Origin of the sequence: Streptomyces sp. NBC_00178, assembly GCF_036206005.1 — a bacterium.
In the GTDB taxonomy this organism is placed as follows: domain Bacteria; phylum Actinomycetota; class Actinomycetes; order Streptomycetales; family Streptomycetaceae; genus Streptomyces.
This window is the reverse complement of sequence record NZ_CP108143.1, coordinates 1,265,263-1,284,484: the sequence shown is the minus strand read 5'-3', so window position 1 is coordinate 1,284,484 and position 19,222 is coordinate 1,265,263. Positions and strand designations below refer to the sequence as shown.

Annotated in this window: 17 protein-coding genes; 15 read left to right on the top strand and 2 right to left on the bottom strand. The window is 72.3% G+C overall.

The features are described from left to right. The first annotated feature begins 23 nt into the window (after positions 1–23). The 8 genes from OHT61_RS05355 to OHT61_RS05320 all read left to right on the top strand — a co-directional run bounded on the left by OHT61_RS05355 (position 24) and on the right by OHT61_RS05320 (position 8,703). The gene (locus OHT61_RS05355) at positions 24–1,133 is read left to right on the top strand and encodes a quinone-dependent dihydroorotate dehydrogenase (protein ID WP_329035485.1); all 1,110 of its coding nucleotides are present in this window, start codon (positions 24–26) and stop codon (positions 1,131–1,133) included. After that, positions 1,130–1,969 (top strand): orotidine-5'-phosphate decarboxylase, encoded by an 840-nt coding sequence (gene pyrF / locus OHT61_RS05350; protein WP_329035483.1) that lies wholly within the window; start codon positions 1,130–1,132, stop codon positions 1,967–1,969. Before OHT61_RS05355 ends, pyrF begins: the two co-directional genes overlap by 4 nt. 244 nt (positions 1,970–2,213) lie before the next feature. Continuing rightward, the gene (locus OHT61_RS05345) at positions 2,214–2,537 is read left to right on the top strand and encodes an integration host factor (RefSeq protein ID WP_024490957.1); all 324 of its coding nucleotides are present in this window, start codon (positions 2,214–2,216) and stop codon (positions 2,535–2,537) included. A 38-nt stretch (positions 2,538–2,575) separates the two neighbouring features. Beyond that, on the top strand, positions 2,576–3,193 hold the full coding sequence (gene gmk / locus OHT61_RS05340) for a guanylate kinase (protein WP_329035482.1): 618 nt from the start codon (positions 2,576–2,578) through the stop codon (positions 3,191–3,193). Between the two features lie 106 nt (positions 3,194–3,299). Beyond that, entirely contained in the window at positions 3,300–3,572 is a 273-nt protein-coding gene (rpoZ, locus tag OHT61_RS05335; RefSeq protein ID WP_003970369.1) for a DNA-directed RNA polymerase subunit omega, read from the top strand. A 175-nt stretch (positions 3,573–3,747) separates the two neighbouring features. Further along, complete coding sequence (gene coaBC / locus OHT61_RS05330; RefSeq protein ID WP_329035480.1) at positions 3,748–4,950, top strand: bifunctional phosphopantothenoylcysteine decarboxylase/phosphopantothenate--cysteine ligase CoaBC; 1,203 nt, start codon at positions 3,748–3,750, stop codon at positions 4,948–4,950. A gap of 239 nt (positions 4,951–5,189) precedes the next feature. Beyond that, on the top strand, positions 5,190–6,413 hold the full coding sequence (gene metK, locus OHT61_RS05325; protein WP_329035478.1) for a methionine adenosyltransferase: 1,224 nt from the start codon (positions 5,190–5,192) through the stop codon (positions 6,411–6,413). 145 nt (positions 6,414–6,558) lie between these two features. Next, entirely contained in the window at positions 6,559–8,703 is a 2,145-nt protein-coding gene (locus OHT61_RS05320) for a primosomal protein N' (RefSeq protein WP_329035477.1), read from the top strand. 72 nt (positions 8,704–8,775) lie between these two features. Here OHT61_RS05320 and OHT61_RS05315 read toward each other — a convergent pair whose 3' ends face one another. Continuing rightward, on the bottom strand, positions 8,776–9,303 hold the full coding sequence (locus OHT61_RS05315; protein WP_329035475.1) for a hypothetical protein: 528 nt from the start codon (positions 9,301–9,303) through the stop codon (positions 8,776–8,778). Positions 9,304–9,530: 227 nt separating this feature from the next. Between OHT61_RS05315 and fmt the strand changes: the two genes are divergently transcribed. The 4 genes from fmt to OHT61_RS05295 all read left to right on the top strand — a co-directional run bounded on the left by fmt (position 9,531) and on the right by OHT61_RS05295 (position 14,033). Further along, positions 9,531–10,463, top strand: a complete 933-nt coding sequence (fmt, locus tag OHT61_RS05310; protein ID WP_329035474.1) for a methionyl-tRNA formyltransferase — start codon at positions 9,531–9,533, stop codon at positions 10,461–10,463. 187 nt (positions 10,464–10,650) lie between these two features. Then, on the top strand, positions 10,651–12,084 hold the full coding sequence (locus tag OHT61_RS05305) for an RsmB/NOP family class I SAM-dependent RNA methyltransferase (protein ID WP_329035472.1): 1,434 nt from the start codon (positions 10,651–10,653) through the stop codon (positions 12,082–12,084). 140 nt (positions 12,085–12,224) lie between these two features. Then, on the top strand, positions 12,225–12,908 hold the full coding sequence (rpe, locus tag OHT61_RS05300; RefSeq protein ID WP_329035471.1) for a ribulose-phosphate 3-epimerase: 684 nt from the start codon (positions 12,225–12,227) through the stop codon (positions 12,906–12,908). A 138-nt stretch (positions 12,909–13,046) separates the two neighbouring features. Further along, the gene (locus OHT61_RS05295) at positions 13,047–14,033 is read left to right on the top strand and encodes a sugar-binding transcriptional regulator (RefSeq protein ID WP_329043104.1); all 987 of its coding nucleotides are present in this window, start codon (positions 13,047–13,049) and stop codon (positions 14,031–14,033) included. Positions 14,034–14,094: 61 nt separating this feature from the next. On the opposite strand, the gene OHT61_RS05290 is transcribed toward OHT61_RS05295, so the two are convergent. Then, entirely contained in the window at positions 14,095–15,156 is a 1,062-nt protein-coding gene (locus OHT61_RS05290; RefSeq protein WP_329035469.1) for a terpene synthase family protein, read from the bottom strand. A gap of 315 nt (positions 15,157–15,471) precedes the next feature. Between OHT61_RS05290 and OHT61_RS05285 the strand changes: the two genes are divergently transcribed. The 3 genes from OHT61_RS05285 (at position 15,472) to OHT61_RS05275 (ending at position 19,170) form a co-directional block, all read left to right on the top strand. Next, the gene (locus OHT61_RS05285) at positions 15,472–16,938 is read left to right on the top strand and encodes a GuaB1 family IMP dehydrogenase-related protein (protein ID WP_329035467.1); all 1,467 of its coding nucleotides are present in this window, start codon (positions 15,472–15,474) and stop codon (positions 16,936–16,938) included. Positions 16,939–17,144: 206 nt separating this feature from the next. Further along, on the top strand, positions 17,145–18,605 hold the full coding sequence (locus OHT61_RS05280; RefSeq protein WP_329035465.1) for an aldehyde dehydrogenase family protein: 1,461 nt from the start codon (positions 17,145–17,147) through the stop codon (positions 18,603–18,605). A 109-nt stretch (positions 18,606–18,714) separates the two neighbouring features. Continuing rightward, a complete protein-coding gene (locus OHT61_RS05275) occupies positions 18,715–19,170 on the top strand; it encodes an Lrp/AsnC family transcriptional regulator (RefSeq protein WP_329035463.1) in 456 nt (151 codons plus the stop codon). Positions 19,171–19,222 lie beyond the last annotated feature (52 nt).

Here is a 19,222-nt window from a genome sequence, read left to right as displayed (position 1 = left end):
CCCCTCTTCATGAGGACACCGTGATGTACAAACTCTTCTTCCAGCTGGTCTTCAAGCGGATGGACCCGGAGCAGGCCCATCACGCGGCGTTCCGCTGGATCCGCCTCGCCGCCCGGATCCCCGTGCTGCGCACCTTCGCCGCCGCCGCGCTGGCCCCCCGCCACGAGTCGCTGCGCACCGAGGCGTTCGGCCTGCGGATGCACGGCCCCTTCGGTCTGGCCGCCGGCTTCGACAAGAACGCCGTCGCCATCGACGGCATGTCGATGCTCGGCTTCGACCACATCGAGATCGGCACGGTCACCGGCGAACCGCAGCCGGGCAACCCCCGCAAGCGGCTGTTCCGCCTCGTCGCCGACCGGGCGCTGATCAACCGCATGGGCTTCAACAACGAGGGCTCGGCGGCCGTGGCGGAGCGCCTCGCCGCACGCCGCCCGGTCTTCCGCACGACCGTCGGCGTCAACATCGGCAAGACCAAGGTGGTCCCCGAGGCCGAGGCCGTGGGCGACTACGTGAAGTCCACCGAGCGGCTCGCCGCCCACGCCGACTACCTCGTGGTGAACGTCTCGTCCCCCAACACCCCGGGCCTGCGCAACCTCCAGGCCACCGAATCGCTCAGGCCCCTGCTCACCGCGGTGCGCGAGGCGGCCGACCGCACCGTGACGGACCGGCGCGTCCCGCTGCTCGTCAAGATCGCCCCGGACCTCGCGGACGAGGACGTCGACGCGGTCGCCGACCTCGCCGTGGAGCTCGGTCTGGACGGCATCATCGCCACGAACACCACGATCGCCCGCGACGGCCTCGGCCTGACGTCGCCGGCGGCGCTGACGGGCGAGACCGGAGGACTCTCCGGCGCGCCCCTCAAGAAGCGCTCCCTGGAGGTCCTGAGCCGCCTCTACGCCCGCGTGGGCACCCGGCTCACCCTGGTGGGCGTCGGAGGCGTCGAGACGGCGGAGGACGCCTGGCAGCGCATCCTCGCCGGCGCCACGCTCGTCCAGGGCTACAGCGCGTTCATCTACGAGGGCCCGTTCTACGCCCGCGCGATCCACAAGGGGCTGGCCGCCCGCCTGGCCGCCTCCCCGTACGCCACCCTCGCCGAAGCCGTCGGCGCCGAGACCCGGAAGGCCACCCGGTGACACCCGAACCCTTCGGCGCGCGTCTGCGCCACGCCATGGACACCCGCGGACCGCTCTGCGTCGGCATCGACCCGCACGCCTCGCTCCTGACCTCGTGGGGCCTGAACGACGACATCGCGGGCCTCGAACGGTTCACGCGCACGGTCGTGGAGGCCCTGGCCGACCGCGTCGCCGTCCTGAAGCCCCAGTCCGCCTTCTTCGAGCGTTTCGGCTCACGCGGCGTCGCGGTCCTGGAGAAGGCGGTCGAGGAGGCCCGCGCGGCCGGGGCCCTGGTGCTCATGGACGCCAAGCGCGGCGACATCGGCTCCACCATGGGCGCCTACGCGGCCACCTACCTCGACAAGGACTCGCCGCTCTTCTCCGACGCCGTCACCGTCTCGCCGTACCTGGGCTTCGGCTCGCTGCGCCCGGCGCTCGACGCCGCGGCGGTCTCCGGCGCGGGTGTGTTCGTCCTCGCGCTCACGTCCAACCCGGAGGGCGCGGAGGTCCAGCGGGCCACCGCCGGTGACGGGCGGACGCTGGCCCAGGTGATGCTCGACCACATGGCGGCGGAGAACGAGGGCGCGACGCCCCTCGGCTCGGTCGGCGCCGTGGTCGGTGCCACGCTCGGGGACACGGGCGCGGATCTCGCGATCAACGGCCCGCTGCTCGCCCCCGGCATCGGCGCCCAGGGCGCGACGCCGGCGGATCTGCCCCGCGTCTTCGGCGCCGCGGTGCGCAACGTGGTGCCCAGCGTGAGCCGGGGCGTGCTCCGCCACGGACCGGACGCGTCAGGGCTGCGCGAAGCCGCCGGACGGTTCGCGGACGAGGTCCGTTCGGCCGTCCCGGAAAGCTGACCATGCCACGTAACAGGCTGTCGAAGGAATCCTGACCGGAAAACCGGGTTGTTATGGCCGAAATGTCCCGGTCGGGCACAGCTGACCAGGACTTTTCGTCTGTTCTCGCTGACTCGGGCGGCCTTGGCCGCTAGTCTCCGTCGAGAGCCAACGAGCACAAGCTGTTCGTTGCTCACCAGGTGCGGAGCCATCAGGCTCCTCGCCGGTCCGTATCCGACAGATCGACATCCGAGGTGACGTAGGCGTGGCTCTTCCGCCCCTTACCCCTGAACAGCGCGCAGCCGCGCTCGAAAAGGCCGCCGCGGCTCGCCGGGAGCGGGCCGAGGTCAAGAATCGACTCAAGCACTCCGGCGCCTCCCTCCACGAGGTCATCAAGTCGGGCCAGGAGAACGACGTCATCGGCAAGATGAAGGTCTCCGCCCTACTGGAGTCCCTGCCGGGCGTGGGCAAGGTCCGCGCCAAGCAGATCATGGAGCGGCTCGGCATCTCCGAGAGCCGCCGGGTCCGGGGTCTCGGCTCCAACCAGATCGCATCTTTGGAGCGTGAGTTCGGCGGCAGTCCCGCCTGACGTTCTCAGGCACTCCTGAGAAGCTGGATAATCGCTCCATGGCTGCAACATCCCGGGGGACGTCCCCCGTACCCCCGGACGTACGTCCGCGGCTGACCGTGCTCTCCGGCCCCTCCGGGGTCGGCAAGAGCACGGTCGTCGCTCATATGCGCAAGGTTCACCCCGAGGTGTGGCTCTCCGTGTCGGCCACGACACGCAAGCCGCGCCCCGGGGAGAGCAACGGCGTCCACTACTTCTTCGTGGACGACGAGGAGTTCGACAAGCTGATCGCCAACGGCGAGCTGCTCGAGTGGGCCGAGTTCGCGGGCAACCGCTACGGCACGCCCCGCCGCGCCGTGCTCGACCGCCTGGACGCGGGCGAGCCGGTGCTGCTGGAGATCGACCTCCAGGGTGCCCGGCTGGTCCGGCAGTCCATGCCCGAGGCGCAGCTGGTCTTCCTGGCCCCTCCGAGCTGGGACGAACTGGTGCGCAGGCTCACCGGCCGCGGCACCGAGGCGCCCGACGTGATCGAGCGCCGGCTCACGGCCGCGAAGGTCGAGCTGGCCGCCGAGGACGAATTCGATACGACGCTCGTCAACACCTCCGTCGAGGACGTGGCACGCGAGCTGCTAACGTTGATGCTGCAGGCTTCCGGCCTCCGCGGCACCGACGACTGACCCTCCCGGGTCCCTCGCCGGCGTTCCGCGGACGCAGAGCATCACCACTGCGGAACCAGCACGGTCAAAGATCTCTTTGACCTCTATCCCCTTCGGAAGGCAGAGAGTGTCCTCTTCCATCACCACGCCCGAGGGCATCATCAACCCGCCGATTGATGAGCTCCTCGAGGCCACCGACTCGAAGTACAGCCTTGTGATCTACGCCGCCAAGCGCGCGCGCCAGATCAACGCGTACTACTCGCAGCTCGGTGAAGGCCTCCTCGAGTACGTCGGTCCGCTCGTCGACACCCACGTGCACGAGAAGCCGCTCTCGATCGCGCTCCGCGAGATCAACGCGGGCCTGCTGACCTCCGAGGCCATCGAGGGCCCCGCGCAGTAAGCAGGCGGCAGACGCACCTTCACCACGGGCCCGGCGGTCCTCACCGCCGGGCCCGTGGTGTGTCCGGCACCGGACCCGCCGCGGGCCGGCGCGCACCGTGAGGCAGCATGGAGTCCGTATGCCCCGGGCCCGCCCGGGGCCGGGTACGCCGGAGACACGAGTGCGGGGAGACGCAGTGGACAAGCCGAGGGTCGTCCTGGGGGTCAGCGGAGGCATCGCCGCGTACAAGGCGTGCGAGCTGCTGCGCAGGCTGACCGAGTCAGGCCACGACGTCCGGGTCGTGCCGACGGAGGCGTCGCTGAACTTCGTCGGGGCCGCCACCTGGGCGGCCCTGTCGGGCCATCCCGTCTCGGCCGAGGTCTGGGAGAGCGTGCACGAGGTGCCGCACGTGCGCATCGGTCAGGGCGCCGACCTCGTGGTGGTCGCCCCGGCCACCGCCGACATGCTGGCCAAGGCAGCCCACGGCCTCGCCGACGACCTCCTCACGAACACACTCCTCACCGCGCGCTGTCCGGTCGTCTTCGCGCCCGCCATGCACACCGAGATGTGGGAGCACCCCGCCACCCAGGAGAACGTCGCCACGCTGCGCCGCCGCGGTGCCGTGGTCATCGAGCCCGCCGTCGGCCGTCTCACCGGCGTCGACACGGGCAAGGGCAGGCTGCCCGACCCGTCGGAGATCTTCGAGGTGTGCCGACGCGTCCTGGCCCGGGGCCCCGGCACCCCCGACCTCGCCGGACGCCATGTGGTGATCAGCGCGGGCGGTACCCGTGAACCCCTCGACCCGGTCCGCTACCTCGGCAACCGCTCCTCGGGGAAGCAGGGCTACGCGCTGGCCCGTACCGCCGTCGCCCGGGGAGCCAGGGTGACCCTGATCGAGGCGAACACGGGTCTCCCCGATCCCGCCGGGGCCGACGTCCGGCGCGCCGGGACCGCCGTGCAGCTCCGGGAGGCCGTGCTGGAGGCGTCGGCCGACGCCGACGTGGTGGTCATGGCCGCGGCGGTCGCCGACTTCCGCCCCGCCGAGTACGCCACGGGCAAGATCAAGAAGAAGGACGGCCAGGAACCCGCGGCCGTCGCCCTCGTCCGCAATCCGGACATCCTCGCCGAGGTCGCCGCCGGCCGGGCCCGGCCGGGGCAGGTCGTCGTCGGATTCGCGGCCGAGACGGACGACGTCCTCGCCAACGGCCGCGAGAAGCTCCGCCGCAAGGGCTGTGACCTCCTCGTCGTCAACGAGGTGGGCGAGCGCAAGACCTTCGGGTCCGAGGAGAACGAGGCGGTCGTGCTGGCAGCCGACGGCGGCGAGACCGCCGTGCCGTACGGACCCAAGGAGGCGCTGGCCGACACGGTGTGGGACCTCGTGGTGACGCGCCTGGACTAGACGCCGCCCCCCGCGTCCGGCGGAACGGTTGTCGAGCAAAAGGCCCATAGCCCGCACCCGAAAGGAGGGATTGTCGTACCGTCGTCAACAGTGCCGCAGGTCACAGACCTCCCAAGGGGCGAGACGTGTGGCTCAATCACCGGATGCGACCGATAAACTGGTCGACGGAATGTGCCGGGCGCAGCTCCCGGCAGTCCCACAATGATCAGCCAGCAGCCGCTGCAACCCCAGGGAGCGATGTGTCCCGCCGTCTCTTCACCTCGGAGTCCGTCACCGAGGGCCACCCCGACAAGATCGCCGACCAGATCAGCGACACGATTCTCGACGCACTCCTGCGGGAGGACCCCTCCTCGCGCGTCGCCGTGGAGACCCTGATCACGACGGGTCTGGTGCATGTCGCGGGTGAGGTCACGACCAAGGCCTACGCCGACATCCCCAACCTCGTGCGCAACAAGGTGCTGGAGATCGGATACGACTCCTCCAAGAAGGGCTTCGACGGAGCCTCCTGCGGTGTCTCGGTCTCCATCGGGGCGCAGTCCCCGGACATCGCGCAGGGCGTCGACACCGCTTACGAGAAGCGGGTCCAGGGTGCCTCCCGAAGGGAAGAGGAGGACGAGCTCGACAAGCAGGGCGCCGGCGACCAGGGCCTGATGTTCGGCTACGCCTGCGACGAGACGCCCGAGCTGATGCCGCTCCCGATCCACCTGGCGCACCGGCTCTCCCGCCGGCTCTCAGAGGTCCGCAAGAACGGGACCATCCCGTACCTGCGCCCCGACGGCAAGACCCAGGTCACCATCGAGTACGACGGCGACAAGGCCGTCCGTCTCGACACGGTCGTCGTCTCCTCGCAGCACGCGTCGGACATCGACCTGGACTCGCTGCTCGCCCCCGACATCCGTGAGTTCGTCGTCGAGCACGTCCTCGCGCAGCTCGTCGAGGACGGGATCAAGCTCGACACCGACGGCTACCGCCTGCTGGTGAACCCGACCGGCCGCTTCGAGATCGGCGGCCCGATGGGTGACGCCGGCCTCACCGGCCGCAAGATCATCATCGACACCTACGGCGGCATGGCCCGCCACGGCGGCGGCGCCTTCTCGGGCAAGGACCCGTCCAAGGTCGACCGTTCGGCCGCCTACGCCATGCGCTGGGTCGCCAAGAACGTCGTCGCGGCCGGGCTCGCCACGCGCTGCGAGGTCCAGGTGGCCTACGCGATCGGCAAGGCCGAGCCGGTCGGCCTCTTCGTCGAGACCTTCGGTACCGCCGCGGTCGACACCGAGAAGATCGAGCACGCCATCGGCGCGGTCTTCGACCTGCGTCCGGCCGCGATCATCCGCGACCTCGACCTGCTGCGTCCGATCTACGCCCAGACCGCGGCGTACGGTCACTTCGGCCGTGAGCTGCCCGACTTCACGTGGGAGCGCACCGACCGCGTCGAGGCGCTGCGCACGGCGGCGGGTCTCTAGAACCGCCGCTGCTTCGCCGTCCTTCGCTCCGGGGCCCGGACACCGCCAGACACGGTGTCCGGGCCCCGGAGCGTCTCCCCGGAACCCGCGGGGGCCGCAGGGCCGTCCCGGCCGGCTGTCGGTGGCATCTGGTAGGAATTCAGCTGTGAGCAGCGACGACGAGCGGTCCGGCAAGCCCGAGGGCGGGGCACCGGAGCAGCTTGCGTTCATCCGGGAGACGGTGCGCGCGGCCAAGGTGCCGCGGGCCAAGCCCAGGACCTGGCGCGGTGCCCCGCTCGCCGGGGAGCTCCCGGTCGCCCGCGTCCTGGTGAACAAGGGCGCCCTCCACCTCGACCAGTACTTCGACTACGCGGTCCCCGAGGAGCTGGACGCCGACGCGCAGCCCGGTGTGCGGGTGCGGGTGCGGTTCGGCGCCGGCGGACGCCAGGTCCGCGGCGGGCGGCGCGAGGGCGGCGGTCTCATCGACGGCTTCCTGATCGAGCGGCGCGCCTCGTCCGACTACCAGGGCGCGCTCGCGGCCCTCGCCTACGTCGTGTCACCCGAACCGGTGCTGGGACCGGAGCTGCTGGAGCTCTCGCGCGCGGTCGCCGACCGGTACGCGGGCAGCCTCGCGGACGTGCTGCAGCTCGCCGTGCCGCCGAGGAACGGCCGCGCGGAGTCCAAGCCCTCACCCGCGCCCCTGCCCGTGCCGCCCGTCCCGGCCGCCGGAACCTGGGAGCGCTACGCGCAGGGACCCGCGTTCCTGCGCGCGCTGAGCGAGGGTGGTGCGCCCAGGGCGGTCTGGACGGCGTTGCCGGGACCGCACTGGCCCGAGGAGATCGCCCGCGCGATGGCGGCGACCCTGGCGTCGGGCCGGGGCGCGCTCGTCGTCGTGCCGGACGGCCGGAGCGCCGGGCGGGTCGACGCGGCGCTGACCGAGGTCCTGGGGGAGGGCCGCCACGCGACTCTGACCGCCGACTCGGGCCCCGAGAAGCGCTACCGGCAGTGGCTGGCGGTCCGCCGCGGCTCCGTGCGCGCGGTGGTGGGTACCCGGGCGGCGATGTTCGCCCCGGTCGCCGACCTCGGCCTGGTGGCGGTCTGGGACGACGGCGACTCCAGCCACAGCGACGACAACGCCCCCTTCCCGCATGTCCGGGAGGTCCTGGAACTGAGGGCGGCGCACGGCCGCTGCGCGTTCCTGCTGGGCGGCACGAACTGCACCGTGGAGGCCGCGCAACTGGTCGAGAGCGGCTGGGCCCTGCCGCTGCGCGCGGAGCGCGACCAGCTGCGGATCGCCGCACCGCTGGTGCGCACGGTGGGCGACGGCGAACTGGCGCGGGACGGCGCCGCCCGCTCGGCGAGGCTCCCCAGCCTCGCCTGGCAGACCGTGCGGGACGGGCTGCGCAGCGGCCCCGTGCTCGTCCAGGTGCCCCGCCGGGGCTACGCGCCCCGGCTCGCCTGTGAGCGCTGCCGGGAGCCCGCCCGGTGCAGGCACTGCGCGGGGCCGCTCCAGGCGCCGGACCAGCGGGGCCTGGACTGCGCCTGGTGCGGGCGGGCCGAGACCGCCTGGAGCTGCACGGCCTGTGGCGGCCTGCGGCTGCGCGCGCAGATCGTCGGCGCCCGCAGGACCGCCGAGGAGCTGGGGCGTGCCTTTCCCACCGTGCCCGTGCGCACGTCGGGCCGGGACCACGTGCTGGACTCCGTGCCGGATCAGCCCGCGCTGGTCGTCAGTACGCCCGGGGCGGAGCCGGTGGCGGAGGGCGGGTACGCCGCCGCCCTGCTGCTGGACGGCTGGGCGATGGTCGGGCGGCCCGATCTGCGGGCGGGGGAGGAGGCGCTGCGGCGCTGGACCGCCGCCGCGGCGCTCGTGCGCGGGCAGCCGGAGGGAGGGACCGTGGTGATCGTGGCCGAGCCCACGCTGCGGCCCGTACAGGCCCTGGTGCGCTGGGACCCGGTCGGCCACGCCCGCCGGGAGCTCGCCGAGCGGGCCGAGCTCGGCTTCCCGCCGGTCTCCCGGATGGCCTCGGTCACGGGCCCGCCGGAGGCTCTGGCCGCCTGGCTCGCCGGGGCCGAGCTGCCCGCGGAGGCCGAGGTGCTCGGGCCCGTACCCGTGCCGCGAGCCGTGCCGGGCAGGCCCCGCAGGCAGGGCGACGCCCCGGCGGGGGAGACCTGGGAGCGGGCGCTGATCAGGGTCCCGCCGGGCCGGGGCGCGGCACTGGCGGCCGCGCTCAAGGCCGCGCAGGCGGCCAGGACGGCCCGCGCCGCCGGTGACCCGGTGCGGATCAGGATCGACCCGCCGGACATCGGCTGACGCGGCGGCCGTCCGCGCGGCACGTCCCGGCGAGGAGCCAGAGGGCCGCGGGGCGTGCCGAACGGAGCGGTGTCAGCCGTTGCGCGGGCCGGGGAAGGCGCCCGGACGCAGTTCCTCACGCGCGACGGGGTGCTGGTCCGACGGCTGCGGCGGCATCGAACGGGCGGCGGGCACGGCCGGCAGGACGGAGCCCGGGGACGGCACCGTGCGGCTCACGGACTCCGGGGTCTCGGCGGGCGTCTGCTGCGGGGTGTTCCTGCGCGCGCCGTAACGGCGGTGCACGGCCTGCTTGGTGACCCCGAGGGCGGAGCCCACCGCGTCCCACGAGAAGCCCAGCGAGCGGTCGAAGTCCACCGCGGCGGTCACCAGCGTCTCGACGCTGTCCCGCAGTTCCTGGGCCAGCCGGACCGTGGGTGCCGGGGCCCTGCCGTAGACGACGAAGCCCGCGGAGGGGCCCGAACGGCGCGGACGGTAGACGTTGCCCAGCTGCGCAGTGAGGGTACGCAGGGCGTCCACCTGCCGCCTGACCCGCTCGATGTCCCGCACCAACAGGTGCAGACTGGCACGCGCTTGGGCGTCGTGGGTTGCGTGGTCGGCCATGAAGAAGCCTCTCGAACCGGCGTTGAAAGGGATCGGACCGCGCGGCGGCGGCCCACTTCGGTCAATCTCACTTGACCAACGCGTCACCCGGCCATGTGGTCACGCAATAGGGGCGTATGTGCATATGCGCGGGGCGCACGGCCGTGCGTACGCCCCCCGGCCCCGGGCTCTAGACTGGTGCGCTGCTCGCCACGTCACGTTCCGGCCCGAGAGGCAGTGCGCCACCCATGAAGCTCGTCTTCGCAGGCACCCCCGAGGTCGCCGTCCCCGCCCTGGACGCCCTGATCGCCTCCGACCGCCACGAGGTCGCCGCGGTGATCACCCGTCCGGACGCCCCGGCCGGCCGGGGCCGCAGGCTGGTCGCCAGCCCCGTGGCCGAGCGCGCGGAGGAGGCGGGCATCGAGGTCCTCAAGCCCGCCAGGCCGCGCGACGAGGACTTCCTGGCCCGGCTGCGCGAGATCGGGCCGGACTGCTGCCCCGTCGTCGCCTACGGCGCGCTGCTGCCGAAGACCGCGCTGGACGTGCCGGCCCGCGGCTGGGTCAACCTGCACTTCTCACTGCTGCCCGCGTGGCGCGGGGCCGCGCCCGTGCAGCACGCCGTCATGGCCGGGGACGAGGTCACGGGAGCCTCCACCTTCCTGATCGAGGAGGGGCTGGACTCCGGACCCGTGTACGGCGTACTGACCGAGGAGGTCCGGCCCACCGACACCAGCGGCGACCTGCTCACCCGCCTCGCCTTCGCGGGCGCCGGTCTGCTCGCGGCGACCATGGACGGCATCGAGGACGGCACGCTGCACGCCGTTCCCCAGCCGGGCGAGGGCGTGACGCTCGCTCCCAAGATCACCGTGGAGGACGCCCAGGTGCAGTGGTCGGCGCCCGCGCTCCGTGTCGACCGCGTGGTGCGCGGCTGCACCCCCGCGCCGGGGGCGTGGACCGTGTTCCGCGGGGAACGCCTCAAGCTGGTCCAGGCCAAGCCGGTGTTCGACCGCACCGACCTGGCCCCCGGCGAGCTGTCCGTGGGCAAGAACAACGTCTACGCGGGCACCGGGTCGCACGCCGTCGAGCTCCTCTGGGTCCAGCCCCAGGGCAAGAAGCCCATGAAGGCCGCCGACTGGGCGCGCGGTGTGCGCATCGCCCACGGGGAGCTGCTGGGCCTCTGAGCCGGGGGCAGCCGCCGGGGCTCCGGTCACGGGCAGGCCGACGGGCCGCCGCGCCGCCGGTGGAGCGGCACGGCGTCCGGTGCCGGGGCGGGGCTCCGGCCCCCGGGGGCCTTGGGACCGGGGCTGCCGGCCGGGCGACGTACGCTGGACGGGTTCGCCCTCTCACCATCAGCGGAGCACCTTTCACGTGAACGACCAGCAGCGTCGCCGTCCCGCCAAGCCGCACCGCCGTCCCAAGAAGGACCCGGTGCGCTTCCTCGCCTTCGAGGCGCTCAGGGCCGTCGACGAACGGGACGCCTACGCCAACCTCGTCCTCCCGCCGCTGCTGAAGAAGGCACGGGCCAAGGGTGACTTCGAGGGCCGGGATGCCGCGCTGGCCACCGAGCTGGTCTACGGCACCCTGCGCCGCCAGGGCACGTACGACGCGATCGTCGCCGCCTGCATCGACCGGCCCCTGCGCGAGGTCGACCCCCCGGTGCTGGACGTGCTCAACATGGGCGTCCACCAGCTGCTCGGCACCCGCATCCCCACGCACGCGGCGGTCTCCGCGAGCGTGGAACTGGCGCGGGTGGTCCTCGGTGAGGGGCGCGCCAAGTTCGTCAACGCCGTGCTGCGCAAGGTCTCGGCCCACGACCTCGACGGCTGGGTGGAGCGCGTCGCTCCCGCGTACGACGAGGACGCCGAGGAGAACCTCTCGGTCGTCCACTCCCACCCCCGCTGGATCGTCTCCGCGCTGTGGGACGCCCTCGGCGGCGGCCGCGCCGGCATCGAGGACCTGCTCGAGGCGGACAACGAGCGCCCCGAGGTGACGCTCGTGGCACGCCCCGGCCGCTCGACCACCGACGAGCTGCTGTCGGCCCTCGGCGAGGAGAACGGCCTTCCGGGCCGCTGGTCCCCCTACGCCGTGCGGATGGCCGAGGGCGGCGAGCCGGGCGCCCTGGCCGCCGTGCGGGACGGCAGCGCGGGTGTGCAGGACGAGGGCAGCCAGCTCGTCGCCGCCGCCCTGGCGGCAGCCCCGGTCGAGGGCGGGGACACCCGGTGGCTCGACGGCTGCGCCGGTCCGGGCGGCAAGGCCGCCCTGCTGGCCGCGCTGGCCGCCGGACGCGGCGCGACGCTGCTCGCCGCGGAGAAGCAGCCGCACCGGGCCCGCCTCGTCGAGCGTGCGCTGGCCGGCAACCCGGGTCCGTACCAGGTGATCACCACCGACGGCACCAGGCCGCCCTGGCGGCCCGGCTCCTTCGACCGCGTCCTGATGGACGTGCCGTGCTCCGGGCTCGGCGCGCTGCGCCGGCGACCCGAGTCCCGCTGGCGCCGCCGCCCGGAGGACCTGGAGAGCTTCGCCCCGCTGCAACGCGGCCTGCTGCGCGAGGCGTTGAAGGCGGTGCGGGTCGGAGGGGTCGTCGGCTACGCGACCTGCTCCCCGCACCTCGCGGAGACCAGGGTCGTCGTCGAGGACGTGCTGAAGGGCCGTGGCGGTCCGTCCGTCGAGGCCGAGTGGATCGACGCCCGGCCGCTGATGCCCGGCGTGCCCGCGCTGGGTGACGGGCCCGACGTCCAGCTGTGGCCGCACCTGCACGGCACGGACGCGATGTACCTCGCCCTGCTGCGCCGGACGGGCTGACCGGGCGGGAGGGCTCCGCGGGTCCCGCGACGGCCGCCCGGGGCGTGGAAACGCCTGGAATGCGCGAACCGTGATGATCCCGTGAGCCTTTGCGCCGCACCGGGGCGGGGAAGTGGCGCGGAGCATGGCAGGCTTGGGGCATGGCCCAGATCAACCCCAGCATCCTGTCCGCCGATTTCGCACGCCTCGCCGAGGAGGCGAAGGCGGTCGAAGGCGCGGACTGGCTCCATGTCGATGTCATGGACAACCACTTCGTGCCCAACCTCACGCTCGGCGTGCCGATCGTGGAGGCGCTGAGCAAGGCCACGGACACGCCGCTGGACTGCCACCTCATGATCGAGGACGCCGATCGCTGGGCGCCGCAGTACGTCGAGGCCGGGGCGGGTTCCGTGACCTTCCACGCGGAGGCGGCGGCCGCGCCCGTGCGCCTCGCCCGCGAGATCAGGGCCAAGGGGGCCCGCGCCTCCATGGCGCTGAAGCCCGCGACTCCCATCGAGCCCTACGAGGACCTGCTCCCCGAACTCGACATGCTGCTGATCATGACGGTGGAGCCGGGCTTCGGCGGTCAGTCGTTCCTCGACATCATGCTGCCGAAGATCCGCCGGACCCGGGACCTGATCTCGAAGCACGGCCTGGAGCTGTGGCTGCAGGTCGACGGCGGGGTCTCGGCCACCACCATCGAGCGGTGCGCCGAGGCCGGGGCGGACGTGTTCGTCGCGGGATCGGCCGTCTACGGAGCCGAGGACCCGGCCGGGGCCGTGCGGGCGCTGCGCGCACAGGCGGAGACGGCGACGGCCTCCGCGCCCTGGGCGTGCGGCCACTGAACCGACCACGGATGAACGCGGCCCGACGGGCCGGATCAAGGATCGCCGGATCTGACAGGATGAAGGCGTATCGGGCGTGTGAACAGCAGTGAGGAGATCGCGGTGTCTGGCATCTCGGCGGGTCGGTCAGCCATGCGGATGGGACCCGCGGAGCTGGTGCAGGCGGCGGCCATGGCGCGTCGTTTCTACCTCGAGGGCAAATCGAAGATCCAGATCGCCGAGGAGTTCGGCGTGAGCCGCTTCAAGGTGGCACGGGTCCTCGAGACGGCCCTCGAGCGTGATCTCGTACGGATCGAGATCCGGGTACCGGCTGAGCTGGACGCGGAGCGTTCCGACGCGCTCAGGGCACGCTACGGCCTGCGGCACGCCGTCGTGGTCGAGTCCCCGGCCGAGGAGCAGGACGACGCGGCCGACCCCGAGAACCTGGGCGAGGTCGCGGCCGAACTGCTCGGCGAGCTGGTCGACGAGGGCGACGTGCTGGGACTGGCCTGGGGCCGGTCCACCATCCACATGGCCGCGGCGCTCGACCGGCTGCCGCCGTGCACGGTCGTACAGCTGACGGGGGTCTACGACGCCGGGACCGCCGAGCGCGGCTCGGTCGAGGCCGTCCGCCGTGCCGCGCAGGTCTCCGGAGGCGAGGCGCACCCGATCTACGCCCCGATGCTGCTGCCCGATCCGGCGACGGCGGCCGCCCTGAGACACCAGACGGGCATCGCCCGCGCCTTCGAGTACTTCGACAAGGTGACGGTGGCCGCGGTCTCCATCGGTTCCTGGGAGCCCGGCATCTCCACCGTCCACGACATGCTCTCGGACGACGAGCGGGCCCACTACGCCTCGCTCGGCGTGGCCGCGGAGATGTCCGCGCACCTCTTCGACTCGGACGGCCGCCGGGTCGGCAGGGACCTCGGAGAGCGGTGCATCACCGTGGAGGCCGACCGGCTGCGCCGGATCCCCGAGGTCGTGGCCATCGCCGGCGGTCAGCGCAAGGCCGCGGCGATCGGCGCCGTGCTGCGCTCGGGTCTCGTCACCAGCCTCGTGACGGACACCGCGGCCGCCGACTTCCTCCTCACCGAGTCCGCCGCCGGGCAGCGGCCCGCCCTGGAGCGCGCCGACCCGGACGACTGAGCCCGGACCCCGAGCACGGCGGAGGCCGGACACCCCGAGGGGTGTCCGGCCTCCGCCGTGCTCAGTTCAGGACGCTGTCGGTGCCCGCGACGCGTCCGGCGCCGTCCGCGCCCACGCCGAAGACGGTCTCCTCCAGATACGCCCCGGGCTCCGAGTACTGGCTGACGTCCGCGGGGTTGTAGCGCGGGGTCTGCCGGGACCAGTCCAGGTTGCCCTTCATCCAGCTCCGCATCCCGTCGAGGTACGGCACGAGGACGGCCGACAGCCGCGGGTACATGTCGAGCAGTTCCTCCTCGGCGCTGAGGAACCGCTCGGTCTCGGTGGCTATCTCGGCGCACACGTGCTCCAGCGCCTGCCGCTCGCCGTGACCGCGGTGGTGGCGGACCAGGTGGACGAGGTTGTGGATCTCGCCGAGCACCTGCTCCTTCTCGTAGGAGTAGACGTCGTTCGCCCAGCACACCACGTTGCAGGAGGCCTCCAGCGCGGTGATGAACCGGGGGTCGTTGTGGACCCACTCCGGCGCCTCCACACCGGCCACGATCTCGATCAGGTCCATGCACACGTGGATCGCCCCGGTGTGCCGCCGGCGGGCGATGTAGGTCGCCTCCGACGGCACGATGCCGTTGGCGCGGTTGCCCGCCTCCCAGGTCGTCGTGGTCGTCAGGTACATCATGAGGTGCCAGGCGAAACGTGTGCGCCAGTGCGGGGCGGCCTGCGGGACTGTGCGATCCCACAGGTCGAACAGGGCGATGAGGGCGGCGGGCGCCCCCTCGTCCGGCCCGGGGCGCCGCCCCGTGCCCTCGACCACGCCACGCATCTGCTCGACCACGTCGCGTACGCGTTCGGGGCTGCGGCCGAGGTGGCCGTCGTCCAGCTGGTCGTCGACGAGGAACAGCCAGACGAACCAGTCGGCGACGAGGTCGAGGTGTTCACTGTCGGCCGTGGGATAGACCATCCCCACGAAGGCGCCGAAGTCGGCCTGTTCGAAGCGCTCTCTCGCGGACTCCCGGTGCACCAGGCCGGTCTGCCGGATCCAGGTGCTGAGGTGCTCGCGGGTGTGTCCCACATACGGATTGCTCCGCTGGGGGAACGGGCAGAAGATGTCCGGCAGTTCGTTCTCCACAGGCGGATCCCCGTCCTCTCCGGTCAAACACGTGTCAGGTGTTCCGGGCCCATCGGCGGCGTTGCCGCTACCGTAGAGACCTGCGGATTTCAAGTTACCTGACACTCTGTCACCCGGTCTAGCGATAGTGATCGCTCGGAAGCGAATCCTGATCGCCCGGCGGCGAATCCTGTTCGGGTAGGGTCCCTGGGTAAGGCAGGTTTCCACTTGCCCGGCCCCCGGCCGGTTCCCTTGGAGGAATCGACGAACGCGGGGGTCCATTGCTGTGTCTTCGTGGAAACGACCTGCACCGTTTCGTATGAAAAAATGGGTGTTATGCGTTTTCTTGAGCCCGGCACCGGTCGGTACACGGCCGCCCCCTCGGTCCCCCACGACCTCACGTACGACGACGTCTTCATGGTTCCCGGCCGCTCCGCGGTCGGTTCCCGGCAGGCCGTGGACCTCTCCTCGCCGGACGGCAGCGGCACCACCATCCCCCTGGTCGTCGCCAACATGACCGCGATCGCCGGCCGCCGGATGGCCGAGACGATCGCCCGCCGCGGCGGGCTGGTCGTGATCCCCCAGGACATCCCGATCGAGGTCGTCACCGAGGTCATCGGCTGGGTCAAGAAGCGCCACCTCGTGCTCGACACGCCGATCGTGCTCGCCCCCGGCCAGACCGTCGCCGACGCGCTGTCCCTGCTGCACAAGCGGGCGCACGGCGCGGGTGTCGTCGTCGACGCCGGGAACCGGCCCGTCGGGGTCGTCACCGAGCACGACCTGACCGGGGTGGACCGCTTCACCCAGCTCTCCGAGGTCATGTCGAAGGACCTGGTCGTGCTGGACGCGGACATCGACCCGCGTGAGGCCTTCAACAGGCTCGACGGCGCCAACCGCAAGCTCGCCCCCGCCGTCGACGAGGACGGCCGGCTCGTCGGCATCCTCACCCGGAAGGCCGCGCTGCGCGCCACGCTCTACACCCCGGCGACCGACGCCGAGGGCAGACTGCGGATCGCGGCGGCCGTCGGGATCAACGGCGACGTGGCGGGCAAGGCCAAGCAGCTCCTCGACGCGGGCGCCGACACGCTGGTCGTGGACACCGCGCACGGGCACCAGGAATCCATGATCAACGCGGTCGCCGCCGTGCGGGCGCTCGACCCGGCCGTGCCGATCGTCGCGGGCAACGTGGTGTCCGCCGAGGGCGTGCGGGACCTGATCGAGGCCGGTGCCGACATCGTCAAGGTCGGCGTGGGCCCCGGCGCCATGTGCACCACGCGCATGATGACCGGCGTCGGCAGGCCGCAGTTCTCGGCGGTGCTGGAGTGCGCCGCCGAGGCGAGGAAGCACGGCAAGCACGTCTGGGCCGACGGTGGCGTCCGGCACCCGCGCGACGTCGCCATGGCGCTCGCGGCCGGTGCGTCCAACGTCATGATCGGTTCCTGGTTCGCCGGTACGTACGAGTCGCCCGGCGATCTCCAGCAGGCCGCCGACGGGCGGTTCTACAAGGAGTCGTTCGGGATGGCCTCGGCCCGCGCGGTCAAGAACCGGACCTCGGACGAGTCCGCCTACGACCGTGCGCGCAAGGCGCTGTTCGAGGAGGGGATCTCGACCTCGCGGATGTTCCTCGACCCGGGCCGTCCCGGTGTCGAGGACCTGATCGACTCGATCATCGCCGGTGTCCGGTCGTCCTGCACCTACGCGGGAGCCGCCTCGCTCGAGGAGTTCTCGGAGAAGGCCGTCGTAGGGGTGCAGAGCGCCGCAGGCTACGCGGAGGGCAAGCCGCTGCACGCCAGCTGGAGCTGACCTCGTCGAGCCTCGCGGCCCGTCGTCCCACAGGTGCCCCTCCCGGGCGGTCGACCCGGGAGGGGCACCGGCGCGTGCGGCCGTTCGCACGCCGGGAGTGATCGATGTTTTTCGTATCGGAGCGTTCTTGTCCGCCTTCAACTCCGTTGCAGAATAAGTAATATGAGCCTCCTTCGACTGCCTGCCTCTCTGCGGTAAGGGATCTCATGTCCTCCTTCTTCACCGACCTGGCCCAGCAGTACATCGACGGGGAGTGGAGGCCGGGCAAGGGGTCCTGGGACATCATCGACTTCAACCCGTACAGCGGGGAGAAGCTCGCGTCGATCACCGTGGCCACGTCGGGTGAGGTCGACCAGGCCTACCGCGCCGCCGAGCGGGCCCAGCAGGAATGGGCCGACACCAACCCGTACGCCCGCCGGGCCGTGCTGGAGAAGGCGCTGCGCATCGTCGAGGAGCGCGAGGCGGAGATCGGCGAGGCCATCGTCGCGGAACTCGGCGGCACGCTGCTGAAGGCCGGCTTCGAACTGCACCTGGCCAAGGAGTTCCTGCGCGAGGCCGTGCACCTGGCCCTGCGGCCGGCCGGTCAGATCCTCCCCTCGCCCACCGAGGGCAAGGAGAACCGCGTCTACCGGGTTCCCGCCGGTGTCGTCGGCGTCATCAGCCCGTTCAACTTCCCCTTCCTGCTGTCGTTGAAGTCGGTCGCACCCGCGCTGGCCCTCGGCAACGCGGTGGTCCTCAAGCCGCACCAGAACACCCCGGTCTGCGGCGGCACCCTGATCGCGAAGGTCTTCGAGGAGGCAGGACTGCCCGCCGGCCTGCTGAACGTCGTGGTCACCGACATCGCCGAGATCGGCGACGCGCTGCTGGAGCACCCCGTACCGCAGGTCATCTCCTTCACCGGTTCCGACAGGATCGGCCGCCACGTCGCGACGGTCTGCGCCGCGAACCTCAAGCGGGCGGTGCTCGAACTGGGCGGCAACAGCGCGCTGATCGTCCTGGACGACGCCGACGTCGACTACGCCGTCGACGCGGCCGTCTTCAGCCGCTACATCCACCAGGGCCAGGTCTGCATGGCGGCCAACCGCATCCTCGTCGACCGCGCGGTCGAGCGGGAGTTCACCGAGAAGTTCGTCGCCAAGGTCGCCTCCCTGCGCGTGGGCGACCCCGCCGACCCCGCCACGCACATCGGCCCGCTGATCAACTCCTCGCAGGCCGACGCGGTGTCCAGGCTCGTCGACGAGACGGTGGCGGCGGGTGCCACGGCGCTGCTGCACGGCCGCGCCGACGGCAACGTCGTCAGCCCTTCGGTGCTGACCGGGCTCGCGCCCGGCTCGCCGGTCCTGCACCAGGAGATCTTCGGGCCCGTCGCCCTGCTCGTCCCGTTCGACGGCGAGGACGAGGCCGTGCGCATCGCCAACGACACCCCGTACGGGCTGAGCGGCGCCGTCCACACCGGGAACACCGAGCGCGGTGTGCGGGTGGGACGGCGAATCCGCACCGGCATGATCCACATCAACGACGGCACGGTGCACGACGAGCCGGTCGTCCCGTTCGGCGGCGAGAAGAACTCCGGCCTCGGGCGGCTGAACGGCGATTCGATGATCGAGGCGTTCACCACCCAGAAGTGGATATCCGTCCAGCACGGACGCTCGCAGTTCCCCTTCTGACCGGCCGCGCCCCGCGGCGCGCGCGCCCGGGCCGGGCGCGCGTGGTCTACTTCGGGGGCGGCACGTGCCGCCCCCGAACCGCCCGCCGCAGAGAAGTGAACCGCCCGACGTGCGCCTGAACGACCTCGACGAACGCATCGTCCACGCCCTCGCCGAGGACGCCCGCCGCTCCTACGCCGACATCGGTACGCTCATCGGGCTCTCGGCGCCCGCGGTCAAACGCCGCGTCGACCGGCTGCGGGCCGAGGGAGCCATCACCGGTTTCACCGTCCGGGTCGACCCGGCGGCGCTCGGCTGGCAGACCGAGGGCTTCATCGAGATCTACTGCAGCCGCAACACCGCCCCCGAGGCGATCAAGCAGGGCCTCGCCGCCTATCCGGAGGTCGCGTCCGCGTCGACCGTGACGGGTGACGCCGACGCGATCGTCCAGGTCTTCGCAGCGGACATGCGCCACTTCGAACAGGTGCTGGAGCGGATCGCGGGAGAGCCGTACGTCGAGCGCACGAAGTCCGTGCTCGTCCTGTCCCCGCTGCTGCGGCGCTACTCCTCGGCCCCGCCGGCCTGAGAGCCGGCCGCGTCCGGCGCGCCTCCCGCGCCGGGTTCCTTCCCGGGCTCTC